Annotated in this window: 12 protein-coding genes; 10 read left to right on the forward strand and 2 right to left on the reverse strand. The window is 71.6% G+C overall.

Features of this window, described 5'->3' with window-relative positions; genetic code table 11:
• Positions 1–4: 4 nt before the first annotated feature.
• The 3 genes from AOM09_RS14395 (at position 5) to pepN (AOM09_RS14405) (ending at position 6,102) form a co-directional block, all read left to right on the forward strand.
• On the forward strand, positions 5–526 hold the full coding sequence (locus AOM09_RS14395; protein WP_062390030.1) for a MarR family winged helix-turn-helix transcriptional regulator: 522 nt from the start codon (positions 5–7) through the stop codon (positions 524–526).
• A 12-nt stretch (positions 527–538) separates the two neighbouring features.
• On the forward strand, positions 539–3,139 hold the full coding sequence (gene pepN, locus AOM09_RS14400; protein ID WP_062390033.1) for an aminopeptidase N: 2,601 nt from the start codon (positions 539–541) through the stop codon (positions 3,137–3,139).
• 395 nt (positions 3,140–3,534) lie between these two features.
• Complete coding sequence (gene pepN, locus AOM09_RS14405; protein ID WP_082099286.1) at positions 3,535–6,102, forward strand: aminopeptidase N; 2,568 nt, start codon at positions 3,535–3,537, stop codon at positions 6,100–6,102.
• Between the two features lie 216 nt (positions 6,103–6,318).
• Here the strand turns inward: pepN (AOM09_RS14405) and malQ are convergent, their stop codons facing one another.
• The gene (gene malQ / locus AOM09_RS14410) at positions 6,319–8,463 is read right to left on the reverse strand and encodes a 4-alpha-glucanotransferase (RefSeq protein ID WP_062390040.1); all 2,145 of its coding nucleotides are present in this window, start codon (positions 8,461–8,463) and stop codon (positions 6,319–6,321) included.
• Between the two features lie 64 nt (positions 8,464–8,527).
• Here malQ and AOM09_RS14415 point away from each other — a divergent pair, with 64 nt between their 5' ends.
• The 7 genes from AOM09_RS14415 (at position 8,528) to AOM09_RS14445 (ending at position 15,108) form a co-directional block, all read left to right on the forward strand.
• Positions 8,528–9,613: a mechanosensitive ion channel family protein gene (locus AOM09_RS14415; RefSeq protein ID WP_169747673.1), complete on the forward strand. Its 1,086-nt coding sequence runs from the start codon at positions 8,528–8,530 to the stop codon at positions 9,611–9,613.
• Positions 9,614–9,639: 26 nt separating this feature from the next.
• Positions 9,640–10,062: a globin gene (locus AOM09_RS14420; protein ID WP_062390044.1), complete on the forward strand. Its 423-nt coding sequence runs from the start codon at positions 9,640–9,642 to the stop codon at positions 10,060–10,062.
• Positions 10,062–10,934 (forward strand): acyl-CoA thioesterase, encoded by an 873-nt coding sequence (locus tag AOM09_RS14425; protein ID WP_062390047.1) that lies wholly within the window; start codon positions 10,062–10,064, stop codon positions 10,932–10,934. The genes AOM09_RS14420 and AOM09_RS14425 overlap by 1 nt, the downstream gene beginning before the upstream one ends.
• Before the next feature lie 30 nt (positions 10,935–10,964).
• Entirely contained in the window at positions 10,965–11,423 is a 459-nt protein-coding gene (locus AOM09_RS14430) for an OsmC family protein (protein WP_062390049.1), read from the forward strand.
• Between the two features lie 394 nt (positions 11,424–11,817).
• Positions 11,818–13,116: a quaternary amine ABC transporter ATP-binding protein gene (locus tag AOM09_RS14435; RefSeq protein ID WP_062390052.1), complete on the forward strand. Its 1,299-nt coding sequence runs from the start codon at positions 11,818–11,820 to the stop codon at positions 13,114–13,116.
• Complete coding sequence (locus AOM09_RS14440; protein WP_156162396.1) at positions 13,116–14,063, forward strand: ABC transporter permease; 948 nt, start codon at positions 13,116–13,118, stop codon at positions 14,061–14,063. The genes AOM09_RS14435 and AOM09_RS14440 overlap by 1 nt, the downstream gene beginning before the upstream one ends.
• Positions 14,064–14,205: 142 nt before the next feature.
• On the forward strand, positions 14,206–15,108 hold the full coding sequence (locus tag AOM09_RS14445) for a glycine betaine ABC transporter substrate-binding protein (protein ID WP_062390055.1): 903 nt from the start codon (positions 14,206–14,208) through the stop codon (positions 15,106–15,108).
• 170 nt (positions 15,109–15,278) lie between these two features.
• Here the strand turns inward: AOM09_RS14445 and AOM09_RS14450 are convergent, their stop codons facing one another.
• The gene (locus AOM09_RS14450) at positions 15,279–15,758 is read right to left on the reverse strand and encodes an acyl-CoA thioesterase (RefSeq protein WP_062390058.1); all 480 of its coding nucleotides are present in this window, start codon (positions 15,756–15,758) and stop codon (positions 15,279–15,281) included.
• Positions 15,759–15,889 lie beyond the last annotated feature (131 nt).

A 15,889-nucleotide genomic window follows, 5' to 3' on the forward strand; every position in this document is an offset into this window, starting at 1 on the left:
GGCCATGTTCGACCTGTGGGGGCTCGGCCGCACCGCTCCGGCCGGGCCCGCGCCCACCATCCATGCGGTTCTTCGCGCGGCCCACGTGCTGGAGCTCGCACTCGACCGGGAGTTCCGCGGCGCGACCCTCACGCCCGTCCAGGCGCGCGCCGCGATGGTGCTCGACACCCGCCGCGCGGGCCGGACCATCAGCGACCTCGCATTCGAGCTGGGGACGGGCGCTCCCGCGGCGAGCAGGCTCCTCACCCGGCTCGAGCGCAAAGGCCTGGTCGAGCGCGACATCGGCTTCGACGGCCGTGAGGTGACCGCACGGCTGACCGGCCCGGGCCGTCGCGCGTGGCGCGACGCCGCACCGCGGCTCGAACGCGTCGAACGGGACGTGAGCGCGCTGCTCGAGTCCGAGCGCCACGGCGACGTGCGCGAGCTCCACCGGCTGCTTGAGGTCGCGGCTGAGCTCGCGCGACGACGCGGCAACCCCCTCCGGGACCTCAGGGCGGTCCCGCCGCTGTTCCTCGATGGAGCGTGACACAATCACGCCATGCCAGGTACCAACCTCACGCGCGCCGAGGCCGAGGCCCGCGCCGCCATCGTCGCCGTCGACTCGTACACCGTCGATCTCGACCTCACCACGTCGGACACCACCTTCCGTTCGACCTCGACCGTGCGCTTCACCGCGACCCCGGGTGAGAGCACGTTCATCGACCTCATCGCCCCGAGCGTCGAGCGCATCGTCCTCAACGGCGCCGAGCTCGATCCTGCGGCCCACTTCGCCGACTCCCGCATCGCGCTGCCCGGCCTCGCCGCCGACAACGAGCTCGTGATCGAGGCGACCTGCGCCTACATGAACACCGGCGAGGGCCTCCACCGCTTCGTCGACCCCGAGGACGGCGAGGTCTACCTCTACTCGCAGTTCGAGGTCGCCGACACCCGCCGCGTCTACGCGGTGTTCGAGCAGCCCGACCTCAAGGCGTCCTTCACCTTCTCCGCCGTCGCGCCCGAGCACTGGCACGTGCTGTCCAACTCCCCCGCCACCAAGGCCGCGGTCGAGGGCACCATCACCGTCGCGGGCACCGAGCACGCGAAGGCTCGCTGGGACTTCTCCCCGACCACGCGCATCCCCTGCTACGTCACCGCCATCGTCGCCGGTCCGTACCACGAGGTCGAAGGCACCGTGGAGAGCCGCAAGGGCACCCTGCAGGCCAACGTCTACTGCCGCAAGGCGCTCGCGCAGTACCTCGACGCCGACGTCATCCTCGACGACACCCAGCAGGGCTTCGCGTTCTACGAGGAGAAGTTCGAGACGGACTACCCGTTCGAGAAGTACGACCAGATCTTCGTCCCCGAGTTCAACGCGGGCGCCATGGAGAACGCGGGCTGCGTGACGTTCCTCGAGGACTACGTGTTCCGCTCCAAGACCGCTCAGGCCCGTGTCGAGCGCCGCACCGTCACCGTGCTGCACGAGCTCGCGCACATGTGGTTCGGCGACCTGGTCACCATGAAGTGGTGGAACGACCTGTGGCTCAACGAGTCGTTCGCCGAGTTCGCCTCGACGCTCGCGACCGCCGAGGTCACCAAGTACCGCAACTCGTGGGTGACCTTCAACGCGCTCGAGAAGTCCTGGGCGTACCGCCAGGACCAGCTCCCGTCGACGCACCCGATCATGGCCGAGATCAAGGACCTCGAGGATGTCGAGGTCAACTTCGACGGCATCACCTACGCCAAGGGCGCGTCCGTGCTGCGCCAGCTGGTCGCCTGGGTGGGCCAGGACGAGTTCTTCGCCGGCGTCGCCGAGTACATGCGCAAGCACCACCACGCGAACGCGACGCTGAACGACCTGCTGGTCGAGCTCGAGAAGGCCTCCGGCCGCGACCTGTCCGGCTGGTCCGACGTGTGGCTGCAGAAGGCCGGCGTCACCACGCTCCGCCCCGTCATCGAGACGGACGATGCGGGGGTCATCACGTCCTTCGCCGTCGCCCAGGAGGTCCCGGCCGAGTGGCCGACCCAGCGCCCGCATCGTCTCCGCATCGGCGGCTACGACCTCACGGTGGACACCGAGGGCGACGAGGTCCTCTCGCAGACCTGGTCCGTCGAGGTCGACATCGACGGTGCGTTGTCCGAGATTCCCGCGCTGGTGGGCAAGCAGCGGCCGGCGCTCGTCCTGGTCAACGACGGCGACCTCGCCTACGCGAAGGTCCGCCTCGACGAGGCCTCGCTCGCGACCGCCGTCGAGCACGTGTCGAAGTTCACCGACCCCCTGGCCCGCTCGATGGTGCTCGCGGCGGCGTGGGACATGACGCGTGACGCCGAGATGCCCGCGCGCCAGTACGTCGACCTGGTGGTCAAGAACATCGGTCAGGAGACCGAGTCCACCACCGTGCTGGTGCTGCTGCGCCAGCTCGCGACCACGATCTCGCTGTACGTCCACCCGACGCACACCGACGAGGTCCAGGCCGCCGCCGCGCGCGAGATCTGGCAGCTCATCATGGCGGCGGAGCCGGGCTCGGACAACCAGCTCCAGTTCGTGCGCGCGTTCGCGGGGCTCGCGTGCGTCGACTCGATGTTCGACACGGTGCAGGCGCTCATCGACGGCAAGCTCCAGCTCGACGGCCTCACCGTCGACGCCGACCTCGCCTGGGACCTGCTGATCTCCCTCGCCGCGGGCGGCCGCGCGGGCGACGTCGCGATCGAGCTCCAGCTCACCAAGGACGCGACCGCGTCGGGTCAGCGGCGCGCCGCGCACGCCCGCGCCGCGATCGCGACCGCCGAGGCGAAGCGCTCCGCGTTCGACGTGCTCGTCAACGCCGAGACGGACCTGCCCAACGCGCTCCAGTACGAGACCATCGCGGGCTTCAACCACGCGCATGACCTCGACCTGCTGGTGCCGTTCGTGGACGAGTACTTCGGGGCGCTGCGTCGCATCTACGGCACCAAGACGAACGAGATCGCGGCGAACCTCATCGAGGGCCTCTACCCGGTGGAGCTCGCGGGCCGCGTCCCGGACCTCCAGGACAAGGCCTTCGCGTGGCTCGAGGCCAACGCCGACGCGCACGATGCGCTGAAGCGCCTGGTCCGCGAGGGTTCCGACGGCGTGCGTCGCGCGCTCAAGGCCCAGGCGGAGGACCTCGCCTACCAGGGCTGATCCTCGCACCCCGAGGCGCCGCCGCCACTCGGCGCCGCCGCCACTCGGCGGAACCCCCGCTATCCGGCCCCGCCCACCACCCGTCCCGCCCCCGCCGTGCGTCCCCACCGTCCGTCCCCACCCCGCGACCGAATGGGGCGCTGACGGTCGGTTCCGAGGCGTCGGCGCCTCCCATGGGGCACCTGTCGACGGCTGCCGCGGTGAATCCCGCGGCGGCTGTCGGCGTGTCCGGAGCCCGCCCTGGCAGGTCCGAGCGACGTCGGATGCCCCATGGCGCGCGGTGGACGGCGCAGAACGACCGTGGTCGCCCCATGGCGCGGCAGGCCGCGCCTCGACCCCGCACCGCGACCCGGCACCGGGCGGCACTCGGGCGCGCTCCCTGCCAGACTTGACGCATGCCAGGCATGAACCTCACCAAGCGCGAGGCCGCGGAGCGCTTCGCGACCATCTCGAACGCCCGCTACGCCGTCGCCCTCGACCTCGCCGCGACGGGACGGACGTTCCGCTCCGACACCACCATCGAGTTCGACGCGACGGCCGGCGCGAGCACGTTCGTCGAGGCCGCCTGGGCGGACATCGACCTCGTCGAGCTCAACGGCGAGCCGATCGACGCCGCCCTCCACGAGGACGGGCGGATCCCGCTCGAGAACCTCCAGGAGCACAACACGCTGCGGGTCGCCGGCGACTTCGGGTACCGCAACGACGGCCAGGGCATCCACCGGTTCGTGGACCCCGCCGACGGCGAGGTGTACCTCTACAGCCAGTTCGCGGCGAACGACACGCGCGCGGCCTTCGCCTGCTTCGACCAGCCCGACATCAAGGGCGAGTTCACCTTCACCGTGACCGTGCCCGACCACTGGGTGGTGATCTCGAACTCCCCGACGCCCGAGCCCGAGGCCCTCGAGGACGGCCGCGCGCGCTGGTCCTTCGCCCCGACCGTCCCGATCCCGAGCTACGGTGCGGCCGTGGTCGCCGGCCCGTACTCGTTCCACGAGGGCACGCTCCATGGCCAGGAGGGCGACATCCCGGCGCGCGTGTACGGCCGGCCGTCGCTCGAGCAGCACTTCGACGGCGACCGCGTGCTCGAGGACACGCAGGCGGGCCTAGAGCTGTACGAGCGCGTCTTCCAGACCCCGTACCCGTACGAGAAGTACGACCAGATCTACGTCCCGCAGTACAACCTGGGCGCGATGGAGAACATCGGCTGCGTCACCATCTCGGAGGACCGCCTGCTCTTCCGCGGCCGAGCGACCGCGGCCGAGCTCGAGTTCCGCACGGTCGTGGTGCTCCACGAGCTCGCGCACATGTGGTTCGGGAACCTCGTCACGATGAAGTGGTGGGACGACCTATGGCTCAACGAGTCCTTCGCCGAGTTCATCGGCACGTGGGCGGCGGCGGAGGTCTCCGAGTGGAAGGACGCGTGGGTCACGTTCGCCGCCGACCGCAAGTCCGTCGCGTACGTCCAGGATCAGCTCCCGACCACCCACGCGATCGTCACCGAGGTGCCCGACACCGAGGCCACCGTGTCCGCCTTCGACATGATCACGTACGCCAAGGGCGCCTCGGCGCTCAAGCAGCTCGCGCAGTTCGTCGGCGAGGACGCGTTCTTCGGCGGAGTGGCCTCCTACCTGCGGCGCTACCGCCACGGGAACGCGACGCTCGCGGAGTTCCTGGCCGAGGTCGAGGCGGCCGCGGGCCGGCCTCTCGGCGACTGGGCGGAGGTCTGGCTCGAGACGCCCGGCGTCACCACGCTGCGTCCGATTCTGGCGACGGACGATGCGGGGGTGGTCACCCGCCTCGCGGTCGCCGAGGACGTCCCCGCCGAGCACCCGGTCAACCGACCCCACGGCATCGAGATCGCGGGCTACACGCTGGGCGAGGGCACCTTCGCGCGCACCTGGACCGTGCCCACGACCATCGACGGCGGGCTCACCGAGGTCCCCGAGGCCGTCGGCGAGGCCCGGCCGGCGCTGCTCCTCGCGAACGACCGCGACCTCACGTACGCCAAGCTCCACCTGGACGAGCAGTCGCTCGCGAACCTCGAGGCGCACATCGCGGAGGTCGACGACGCGATGGCGCAGGCGACCGTCCTCGACGCGCTGTGGCACATGGTGCGCGACGGCTCCCTTCCCGCGCAGCGCTACATCGACGCCGTGCTCGCCCTCGCACCCCGGCTGCTCAACTCCGCGACCGCCGAGTCGCACCTCGAGCTCATGGTCGTGACCCTGCGCCGCTACCTCGCGCCCGAGCACGTCGCCAAGGTCACCGAGGCCGCCGCCGAGCGGCTGTGGCATGCGCTCGGCGAGGCGGAGCCCGGCTCCGACATCCAGCTCCAGCTGCTCAAGGGCTACGCGCAGGTCGCGGCGACCACCGAGCAGGCGCTGCGGCTGCGCGCGCTCGTCGAGGGCACCGCCGAGGTGTCCGGCCTCGAGGTCGATTCGGACCTCACGTGGGACCTCCTGGGCGGGCTCGCCGCCGCGGGTGGGATCGACCTCGACGAGGTCGACCACTACGCCTCGCAGGACGTGAGCGCGGCGGGCCAGCGGCGCGCGGCGGGCGTGAGGGCCGCCGTCGCGACGGCGGAGGCGAAGCAGGCCGCGTGGGATGCGCTCGTGCGGCCCGCCGAGGGTCCCGCGATCAACGCCGTCCAGTTCGAGACCGCCGCGGGACTCGCACGGGCGATCGACCCTGCGCTCCTCGCGCCGCTCGTCGACGACCTGCTGGGATCGCTACGCGACTACTACGACGCCAACGCGGGCTTCGTAGGCGTGCGCGTGGCGCGGCTCGTGGTGCCCGTGAACCTGGTGGGCCGCGTCGACGGCCTCGCCGCGAAGCTCGAGGAATGGCTTGCCGCGAACGCGGATGCTCCGAGCGTGCTGCGCAAGGTGGTGGTCGAGGCCCTCGATCACGTGCGCCGTGCACAGATCGCGCAGACCACCAGCCGCATGGCCGCCGCGGGCTGACGCGTCGCCGGACGATGCGGCGAGTGCCGCATCGTCCGGCCGCCAGCCCCGCGCGGCGCACCGACTGTAGCCGTCGCCACAAGTCACGGATCTGGAGACGCTCGGTCCCGCCTCCCTGCGGGGAGCCGACCCGGGAGGCCTCAGATCCGTGACGTGGGGCATGGGCACGCGTGACTCGGCAGGCGCGCCGCGATGCGGGGCCGCCCGCCCCGGCCGTCAGCCCCGCGCGGACTTGACGGCGCGGAACAGGCGCCGCACGCGCGGGTGCTCGAACAGGTCGTCCAGCAGCACCGGCACGCCGTTGCCGTCGGTGATGGGCATGCACCAGTTCGGGTACTCGGTGTCCGTGCCCGGCATGTTCTGCGCGCGCCGCTCGCCCACCGCATCGGTCAGGGCGACGCCGGTGAGGAGCGCGGGGCTCGACAGCACCCACCGGTGCAGCCCCGCGATGAGGTCCTCCTCGTTGTAGTCCGCGAGGATCCAGCGGCGCTCGAGCATGACGTCGATGAAGGCCTGACGCTCGCGCGCGGCCTCGGCCTGGGCATCCTCGACGGAGCCCTCGCCCAGCATCCCGAGCTCGGCGCGCAGGCGGACGTGCTCGCCCTCGAGGTAGGCGCCCGTCGGCGGCAGGTCATGCGTGGTCACCGCCGCGAGCGTGTCGGCGCGGTAGTCCTCGGGCAGGCGCGGCGTGCCGTCGTCGTGGCGCTCGAACCAGGTGATGGACGTCCCGAGGATGCCGCGGCCGTGCAGGTAATCGCGCACCCACGGCTCGACGGTGCCGAGGTCCTCGCCGATGACGATGGCCCCGGCGCGCTCGGCCTCGAGAGCGATGATGCCGACGAGCGCCTCGTGGTCGACGTAGACGTAGACGCCGTCGACGGGCGTGTGGCCCTCCGGCACCCACCATTGGCGGAACATCCCGAGCACGTGATCGATGCGCAGCGCACCCGCGTTGCGCACCGCGGCACGCACCATGTCGCGGAACGGCAGGTAGGCGGCGGCCTCGAGCGCGCGCGGCTGCCACGGCGGGATCGACCAGCTCTGGCCCAGCGCGTTGTAGAAGTCCGGCGGCGCGCCCATGCTCATGCCCTGGGCGAGCACGCGCTGATAGGACCACGCATCGGCGCCCTCGGGGTGGACGCCCACGGCGAGGTCGATCATGACGCCGATGCTCATCCCGGCGCGCTCGGCCGTCGCCTGCGCGCTCGCGAGCTGCTCCTCGCAGATCCACTGCAGCCACGCGTGATAGAGCACGCGGTCCGCGTGCTCGTCGCGCCACGCGGCCACCGCGGAGCCCGTCGAGGACTCGAGCTCGGCCGGCCACGGCAGGCCCTTGTGCGCCTCGGCGATCGCGCACCATGTCGCGAAGTCCTCGAGCGCGGCGCCCTCGCGGATGCAGAACTGCTCGAAGAGCGCCTCGCGCCCGGCCGAGCGCGGCGCGCGGAACACCTCCTCCAGCGCGGCCGACTTGAGGCGCCAGATGGCGTTGCGGTCGAGCTGGTCGTCGGTGTCGTTGGTGCGCTGGGGGCGCTCCGCCTCCCACGCCAGCAGCGCGCGCTGCTGCGACGGCAGGTAGGCGACCTCGGCGATGTCCTCGACCCGGATGTACAGGGGCGACATGTAGCGCTTGGAGGTCGGCAGGTACGGCGAGTTGGTGATCGGCGGTACCGGCTCGGTCGCGTGCAGGGGGTTGATGAGCACGAAGTCGGCGTCGCCACGGGCCTTGCCCAGCGCGCACAGGTCGGCGAGGTCGGCGAGGTCGCCGATGCCCCACGACCGCGACGAGCGCAGCGAGTACAGCTGCACCGTGAGCCCCCAGGGACGATGCTCGCGAACCTCGGCCGGCACGGTCACCTCGCGCGGGGTCACCACCACGTAGCCGCGACCCTTGCGACCCGTGGTCACGGCCTCGACCAGGTGCCAGCCGAGCGGAAGGTCGCCCGGCACCTCGAAGGTCGCGCGGCCCATCGTCTGCGCGCCCACGTCCCGCGGCGGCACCCAGCGGTCGAGCTGGGCGAGCTCGCGCTCCTCGCCCGACTCGAGCCGGAGCGTCAGCGCGGCGGGCTCGCCGTCGACCACGTGGACGGGGATGTCGCGCGGCTCGCCCGCGACGACCACCGTCACCGGCGGCACCAGGCGCAGCCACTCCTGGTCCTCGAGCGCCGCGAGGGAACGCTCGCACGCACGGTCGGACGAGGCGTCGAGGCCCATCGCCGTGAGGGCGGCACGGATCGCCGCGGCGGAGCACTGGACCTGGGTTCCGTCGATGGCGTAGTACTCCACCGAGACCTGGCACGCGCGCGCGAGCGCGACGAGTGCCTCCGATGGAGCCTCGCGCTCGACCTCGGGCGCATCGATCACACTGCAATCCTGCCAGATGCGAGGGTCGATAGGTCGAGCGCCGCGCGCTGGTTACATTGGTCCAATGCTGCGTCTCACGCCCGAGCCCTCACCCTCAGCCACCCTCGAGGGACCTGCCAGCGATGTGCAGAACCTGTGGGAGGACCTCACAAGCGACACGAGCGGCCAGTTCCTGGGCCTCGGGCTGGCGCTCCTCCTGCTGATCGCGGCATGGTTCATCGGCCGCGCGATCATCCGCGGCATCGTCATGGGAGTCGAGAAGGGCACCCCGCTGGATGGCCGCGCACGGCGCGCGCTGCGCAAGGCGAAGATCCCGGTCGCGGACCCGCCGACCATGGAGCTCCGCCTCGAGGCGGAGCGCCGCCGCCAGCGCGCGCAGACGCTGGGCCGCGTGCTCAACTCGACGCTCGCGGTCGTGCTCGTCACCATCGGGATCACCACCCTGCTGTCGATGATCGGGGTGCCCGTGGGCCCGCTCATGGCGTCCGCCGGAGTGGTGGGCGTCGCGCTCGGTTTCGGCGCGCAGTCCCTGGTCAAGGACGTGCTCAGCGGCGTCTTCATGCTGCTCGAGGACCAGTACGGCGTGGGCGACGTGGTCAACCTCGGCGAGGCGACGGGATCGGTCGAGGAGGTGGGCCTGCGGTGCACGCGGCTGCGCTCTCTCGACGGGACCGTCTGGTACGTCCCCAACGGCGAGATCACGCGCGTGGGCAACATGACGCGCATGTGGTCGCGCGCGCTCATCGAGGTGCGCTTCGCGTACGACACCGACATCGAGGCCGCGCGCCAGGCGATGATCGACGCGGTGCAGGCCGCGCGCGCGGGGCATCGGAAGGTCGCCTCGGCGATCCTGGGCGAGGCCGAGGTTGCCGGCATCGAGTCGCTCGAGTACAACGCGGTCATGCTGCGGCTCCTGGTGCAGGTCAACCCGTCGACCCAGTGGGACGTGCAGCGCGAGGTCCGCCACGAGATGCGCCGGATCTTCGCCGAACGCGGCATCGAGCTCGCGGTCCCGGGCGACGCGATGGTGGTGGACACTGGACGTCAGCATCGCGCGCTGCACGACTCGGCGCGCCCCGACGGCGACGAGCAGCCCACCGACGAGGACGGCCGGCCGCTCCCGCCCGCGAACGATGGAGACGACGAGTGACAGCCTCGACCCCGCCCGCCCCCGGGATGTCCGTGGGCGCCGGGCCCGCGCAGGACCAGGGCCAGTCCTTCTTCGACGCGGTCGGCGGCCATGCGACGTTCGAGGCGATCGTGCGCGCCTTCTACGACGGCGTCGAGGCGGATTCGGTCCTCGCGCCGATGTACCCGGCCGACGACATGGAGGGGGCGGTCCAGCGCCTCACCATGTTCCTCGAGCAGTACTGGGGCGGCCCGACCACCTACTCCGAGCAGCGCGGGCACCCGCGCCTACGGATGCGGCATCAGCCGTTCAGGGTCAACCCCGACGCGCGCGACCGCTGGATCTCTCACATGCGCGAGGCCGTCGCACGGCAGGACCTCGCGCCGCTGCACGCCGTCACCCTCATGGACTACCTCGAGCGCGCGGCTCACTCGATGGTCAACACGTTCGAGCCGACCGAGGAGGCCTGATGTCCGTCATCGAGGATGCGTGGGCGGAGTCCGCGGTCGCCGCGGGGCTCGCCGCGCTCACGCTGCGCCGGCAGGGCGACACCAGCTTCGAGGGCGACTCGATGCCGATGCCGGGCGGACGCGTCTTCGGCGGTCAGGTGCTCGCGCAGGCGCTGCTCGCGGCGGGCGCGACCGTACCGGAGGACCGCTTCGCGCACTCGCTCCACGGCTACTTCCTGCGCGCGGGCGACGCCTCGAAGCCGATCCAGTTCGAGGTCGAGGTGCTCCGCGACGGCCGGTCGTTCTCCGCACGCCGCACCCATGCCCTGCAGGACGGCAGGCCCATCCTGTCGATGATCGCGTCCTTCCAGATCGAGCAGGAGGGGCCCGAGCACGCCGTGCGCATGCCCGAGGTGCCGGGCCCGGAGACGGTCCGGTCCGGCATCGAGGTGCTCGCGCCGTTCCAGGGCCACCCCTCCGCCGACTTCTGGCTCACGGAGGCGCCGTTCGACGTCCGCCACGTCGAGGGGTCGCTGTTCCTCGGCCCGGACAAGCGCCCCAAGGCGCATCAGGCCGCGTGGATGCGCCTGCGCCAGCCGATCGAGGGCGCCGATCTGCTGCACCGCGCCTTCCTCGCCTTCGGCTCCGACCAGGTGATGCTCGAGCCGCTGCTGCGCCGTCACGGCGCCTCATGGGTGACGCCGGACATCTCCTTCGCGAGCCTCGACCACGCCATGTGGTGGCACCGCCCGGCGCGCGCCGACGAGTGGCTGCTCTTCGTCCAGGACTCCCCGACCGCCCAGGGCGGACGCGGCCTCACCGGCACGTGGATCTTCTCCGAGGACGGGCGCCTCGTCGCGTCCGCGGCACAGGAGGGCATGATCCGGCTCTGACGCGCGACCACGTGGATCTACGGTGAGCGCATGAGCGCACACACCTACACGAGCACCACCACGTGGTCGGGCCGGACCTCGACGTACGAGGGCTACGACCGCGCGCACGAGGTCACCCTCGCCGGCGGCACGCTCCGCATGTCCGCCGACGCGGCGTTCCGCGGCGACGCGTCGCTGCCCAACCCGGAGCAGCTCGTGGTCGCCGCCGCGAGCTCGTGCCAGCTGCTCTCGTTCCTCGCGGTGGCGGCACGCGCCGGGGTGGAGGTCACCCGCTACGACGATGAGGCGGAGGGTGTCATGCCGCGCACCGTGAGGCTCGGCGAGACCGGGCTGCGCCTCACGCGCATCGTCCTGCGTCCGCGCATCGTCGCGCGCGGGGCGTCCGCCGCGCGCATCGCGGAGCTGGTGGAGCAGGCGCACCACGAGTGCTACATCGCGAACAGCCTCCTCGCGGACGTGGTCGTCGAGCCCAGCATCGAGCTCGCGTGAGGGACGGGATCGCGACGTCGGGCCTCGACGGCCGGCATCCGCCTCGGCCCGGCCTCCCCGACTAGGGCATGTGCCAAGGACGATGCCGGGGCGGGGCGCCGTTCTTTGCACGTGAGCAATTGTTTCATTTGCATAACGAAGCCCGTCTCAGGTGGACAGGACACAGGTCCCGGTTGTTACGGTCGCAGGGCCGCATCGCCTGGCAAGAAACCGTCAAGCGAGCGCCAATGACCAGCCAAAGGCCTCCTGACGCGCCCCGTCCCCGGTAGACGCGTCGGAGTGTTAGTAGCGACGCGTCAGCGTTGCCCGGCGGGCCCGTGATTGCCGTCCGACGGCTGCGAGTCCCCTCGCTAGCCGAGGCCCTTGCGCACCTCTCGAGGAGCTGAAGGACCACATGAACGACGACACGATCGCCCTGCGCGCCGAAGGCCTGTACAAGGTCTTCGGGCGCCACGCCGACGAGGCGGTGATCGCGCTGCACCGGGGCACGCCGCGCGACGAGCTCGGCGCCGCGACCACCGCCGCCGTCATCGACGCCTCGTTCGAGGTGCGCCACGGCGAGATCTTCGTGGTGATGGGGCTGTCCGGCTCCGGCAAGTCCACGCTCATCCGCATGCTCAACGGGCTGCACGGCGCGACGGCGGGCACCGTCGAGGTCGGCGGCGAACGGCTCACCGACATCTCCCCCAAGCGTCTGCGCGAGATCCGCCGGAGGCGCATCTCCATGGTCTTCCAGCACTTCGCGCTGCTGCCCCACCGGACCGTCATCGACAACGTCGCGTACGGCCTCGAGATCCAGGGCGTCGAGCGCGACGAGCGCATCGCCCGGGCTCGCCGGGTCACCGAGATCGTCGGCCTCCAGGGCTGGGAGGAGAAGCACCCGTCCGAGCTCTCCGGCGGCATGCAGCAGCGCGTGGGCCTGGCCCGCGCCCTCGCGGCTGACACCGACGTGCTGCTCATGGACGAGGCCTTCTCCGCGCTCGACCCGCTCATCCGCCGCGAGATGCAGGACCAGCTGCTCGAGCTCCAGGCGGAGCTGGGCAAGACCATCATCTTCATCACGCACGATCTCAACGAGGCGATGTACATCGGCGACCGCATCGCGGTCATGCGCGACGGCCGCATCGTCCAGATCGGCTCGCCCGAGGACATCCTCACCAATCCCGCGAACGACTACGTCGAGCAGTTCGTCCAGGACGTCGACCGCACCAAGGTGCTCACTGCGGAGTCGGTGATGCGCAAGCCGCGCGCCGTGGTCCATGTGGGCGCCGGCCCCCGCGCCGCGCTCACCCTCATGCGCGACGAGCAGGTCGCCGGGGCGTACGTGGTAAGCAAGGACCGCAGCATCGTCGGCTGGGTGCGGGATCGCGACGTCTTCGACCTCGTGCGCCGCGGCGTCAAGGACCTCTCCTCGGTGATCCAGTCCGATCACGGCGCCGTCGCGACGGACACCGCGCTCGCGGACCTGTTCATCCCCTCGCTCGAGGCCGCGCTGCCGCTCGGCGTGCTCGACTCGCGCGACCGGCTCGTCGGCGTCATCCCCCGCGTCACGCTGCTCGCCGCGCTCGGCGGCGAACCGGAGGCGGCCGTGCAGGCCGCGCCCCGTCCCGACCCGATGCCGACCGCCGAGGTCGATCAGGTCCTGGAGGCCGCGGTCGGAGCCGGTGCCGCCGAGCCGAAGGAGGCCCTCTGATGGACATCCGTATCCCCGTCGGCACGTGGATCGCCGACTTCTTCGACTGGGTCGAGGTGGCCTTCGGCTGGTTCTTCGAGCCGCTGCGCTCGCTGTTCCTGGGACTTTACGATGCGGTGGCCTGGGTGTTCGGCACGCCGCCTGCGCTCGTGGTGATCGCGCTCGTCGCCGTCGGTGCGCTCCTCGCCCGCGGCTGGAGGTTCGCGATCGGGTCCGCGCTCGGGCTGCTCTTCATCGTCGGCGTCGACCAGTGGGACAACGCCGTCGCGTCGCTCTCGCTGGTGCTGGTCGCCGCGTTCCTCGCGATCGCCGCCGCGGTGCCGCTCGGCATCTGGGCGGCGCGCAACGACAGGGTGTCCAAGACGCTCAAGCCCATCCTGGACTTCCTGCAGACGCTGCCGGCCTTCGTCTATCTGCCGCCCGCGCTCGCGCTGCTGCGCATCGGCGTGGCCCCCGCGGTGATCGCGACCTTCATCTTCGCGATCGCCCCTGGCGTGCGCCTCACCGAGCTCGGCATCCGCGGCGTCGACAAGGAGGTGGTCGAGGCCGGCCAGGCCTTCGGCGCCCACCCGCGCCGCATCCTGCGTCAGATCCAGCTGCCCCTCGCGATGCCGTCGATCATGGCGGGCGTCAACCAGGTCATCATGCTGTCCCTGTCGATGGTGGTCATCGCGGCCATGGTCGGCGCGCCCGGCCTCGGGCAGGACGTGGTGCAGTCGATCTCCGCGCTCAACGTCGGGCTCGGCTTCGAGGCCGGCCTGTCCGTGGTGGTCCTCGCGATCCTGCTGGACCGCTTCACCGCCTCGTTCGGCAAGGGCATGGGCCTGTACTCGACGTGGCGCAGGCGCCGCCTCGCACAGCGGGAGGCCGACGAGCAGGCACGCTTCGACGCCGAGATCCTCGAGGTCGGCGGGCCGCGCCGCTCCCCCGGCGGCCTCGGCGGCTGACCCGACCACCGCATCGTCCGCCCGGACGATGGCACAGACCTCGCGGCTTCTGAGGGAGCCGCGCGCACCCCGCCTCGACCGATGGGCGGCCGGTGCTCACCGCGAGCGGAGACGCCGCCCGCGGGGGAAAGGAACCATCATCATGAAGCTTCGCGCCTTCGCGCCCGTCGCCATGGCCGCCGCCGGCGGGCTCGTCCTCGCCGGCTGCTCGTCCTCGGACGCCGACGAGACCACCGACGCCGCCGCGTCCGGTGACGCCGCCGGCGGCGACCTCACCCTCGCCGTGTTCAACGGCTGGGACGAGTCGCTCGCGACCTCGCTGCTGTGGGAGAACATCCTCGAGTCGAAGGGCTACACCGTCGAGCTCGAGTACGCCGACCCGGCCGTCGTCTTCCAGGGCGTCGCGGACGGCGACTACGACGTCGTGACCGACGTGTGGCTGCCGCTCACGCACGCCTCGTACCTCGAGGAGTTCGGCGACGACATGGAGGAGCTCGGCGCCTGGTTCGACTCCGCCGCCCTCACCGTCGCGGTCAACGCCGACGCCCCGATCGACTCGCTCGCGGACCTCGCGGAGCACGCCGACGAGTTCGACGGCCGCATCGTCGGCATCGAGCCCGGCGCGGGCCTCACCGCGACCGTCCAGGACGCGGTCATCCCGACCTACGGCCTCGAGGGACTCGAGTTCATCACCTCGTCGACCCCGGCGATGCTCTCGGAGCTCGACACCGCGACGTCGAACGGCGAGAACATCGTCGTCACGCTGTGGGAGCCCCACTGGGCCTACGGGGCGTACGACCTCAAGAACCTCGAGGACCCCGAGGGCACGCTCGGCGAGGCCGAGAACATCGTGACCTACGGCCGCACGGGCCTGGGTGAGGAGTTCCCCGAGGTCGCTTCGTGGCTCGGTGGCTTCTCGATGGACGCCGACCACCTCTACGACCTCGAGAACGCGCTCAACGGTGCGGACGCCGCCGACCAGGCCGACATCGTGGCCGAGTGGGTCGCCGCCAACCAGGAGTGGGTGGACTCGCTCACCGCGTAGTCACCGCTCCCCACGCGCCGGTCGCTCCTTCGGGAGCGGCCGGCGCTTCCGCGTCTCCCAGCCCCAGCCCCAGCCCGGACCCGTGCCAGCCCGAGCCCCACCTCACCCGAATGGGGCATCCACTGCCGTCTGGGGCGCCTCGCTGCGCGCCACGGGGCGCTGACGGTCGCTCAGCGCTTCCGGAAGCGCACCGGCTCGTCGAGATGCGGGCTCCACGCCTCGCGCTCGGCGTCGGTAAGGCGGCGCGGGCGTTGCGTCGCGGCGTCGATGAGCACCAGCGTGGTCGCCGCCTTGGCGTACATCACGCGCTCGCCGTCGCCTGCGGGCGACCACACCTCGTAGCAGATCTCGAGGCTCGCTCCCCCGAGCTTGCCGATCCACAGCTGGACGTCGAGCGGGCGGCGCAGGTACGGCACTGGCTCGAGGTACTCGACCTGCTGGGCCGCGATGAGCGACATGGTCTCCGCGTCGGGCCCCGCGGCGATGAGCGCGGTGTGCGGAACCTCGTGCTCCTCCGCCGCCGAGCGGTCCGCCCAGAAGACGCGGATGCGCGCCTCCTCGAGAAGCCGGAGCATCTCGGCGTTGTTGACGTGGCCGTAGGCGTCGAGGTCCGACCACCGCAGCGTGATCGGCACGTGAATGCGGGTCATGCTGCTCACGCTAGCGCCGCGGCGACCGCAGAGGCCCCATGGCGAGCGGCGCGGGAGCGAGAGCGACCGTGAGCGCCCCATTCGCGAGGGGGTGGGTCGCGAGGGGGTGGGTCGCGAGGGGGTGGGTGGCG

It is taken from the genome of Demequina iriomotensis (assembly GCF_000971395.1).
GTDB classification, from domain to species: domain Bacteria; phylum Actinomycetota; class Actinomycetes; order Actinomycetales; family Demequinaceae; genus Demequina; species Demequina iriomotensis.

What these genes read in the sequence shown, in the direction of transcription:
- AOM09_RS14445 (WP_062390055.1), top strand. Translation starts at nt 14,206, where the DNA reads ATGAAGCTTCGCGCCTTCGCGCCCGTCGCCATGGCCGCCGCCGGCGGG.
- AOM09_RS14415 (WP_169747673.1), top strand. Translation starts at nt 8,528, where the DNA reads ATGCTGCGTCTCACGCCCGAGCCCTCACCCTCAGCCACCCTCGAGGGA.
- AOM09_RS14430 (WP_062390049.1), top strand. Translation starts at nt 10,965, where the DNA reads ATGAGCGCACACACCTACACGAGCACCACCACGTGGTCGGGCCGGACC.
- AOM09_RS14420 (WP_062390044.1), top strand. Translation starts at nt 9,640, where the DNA reads ATGTCCGTGGGCGCCGGGCCCGCGCAGGACCAGGGCCAGTCCTTCTTC.
- pepN (WP_062390033.1), top strand. Translation starts at nt 539, where the DNA reads ATGCCAGGTACCAACCTCACGCGCGCCGAGGCCGAGGCCCGCGCCGCC.
- pepN (WP_082099286.1), top strand. Translation starts at nt 3,535, where the DNA reads ATGCCAGGCATGAACCTCACCAAGCGCGAGGCCGCGGAGCGCTTCGCG.
- AOM09_RS14440 (WP_156162396.1), top strand. Translation starts at nt 13,116, where the DNA reads ATGGACATCCGTATCCCCGTCGGCACGTGGATCGCCGACTTCTTCGAC.
- AOM09_RS14425 (WP_062390047.1), top strand. Translation starts at nt 10,062, where the DNA reads ATGTCCGTCATCGAGGATGCGTGGGCGGAGTCCGCGGTCGCCGCGGGG.
- AOM09_RS14395 (WP_062390030.1), top strand. Translation starts at nt 5, where the DNA reads ATGTTCGACCTGTGGGGGCTCGGCCGCACCGCTCCGGCCGGGCCCGCG.
- AOM09_RS14435 (WP_062390052.1), top strand. Translation starts at nt 11,818, where the DNA reads ATGAACGACGACACGATCGCCCTGCGCGCCGAAGGCCTGTACAAGGTC.
- AOM09_RS14450 (WP_062390058.1), bottom strand. Translation starts at nt 15,758, where the DNA reads ATGACCCGCATTCACGTGCCGATCACGCTGCGGTGGTCGGACCTCGAC.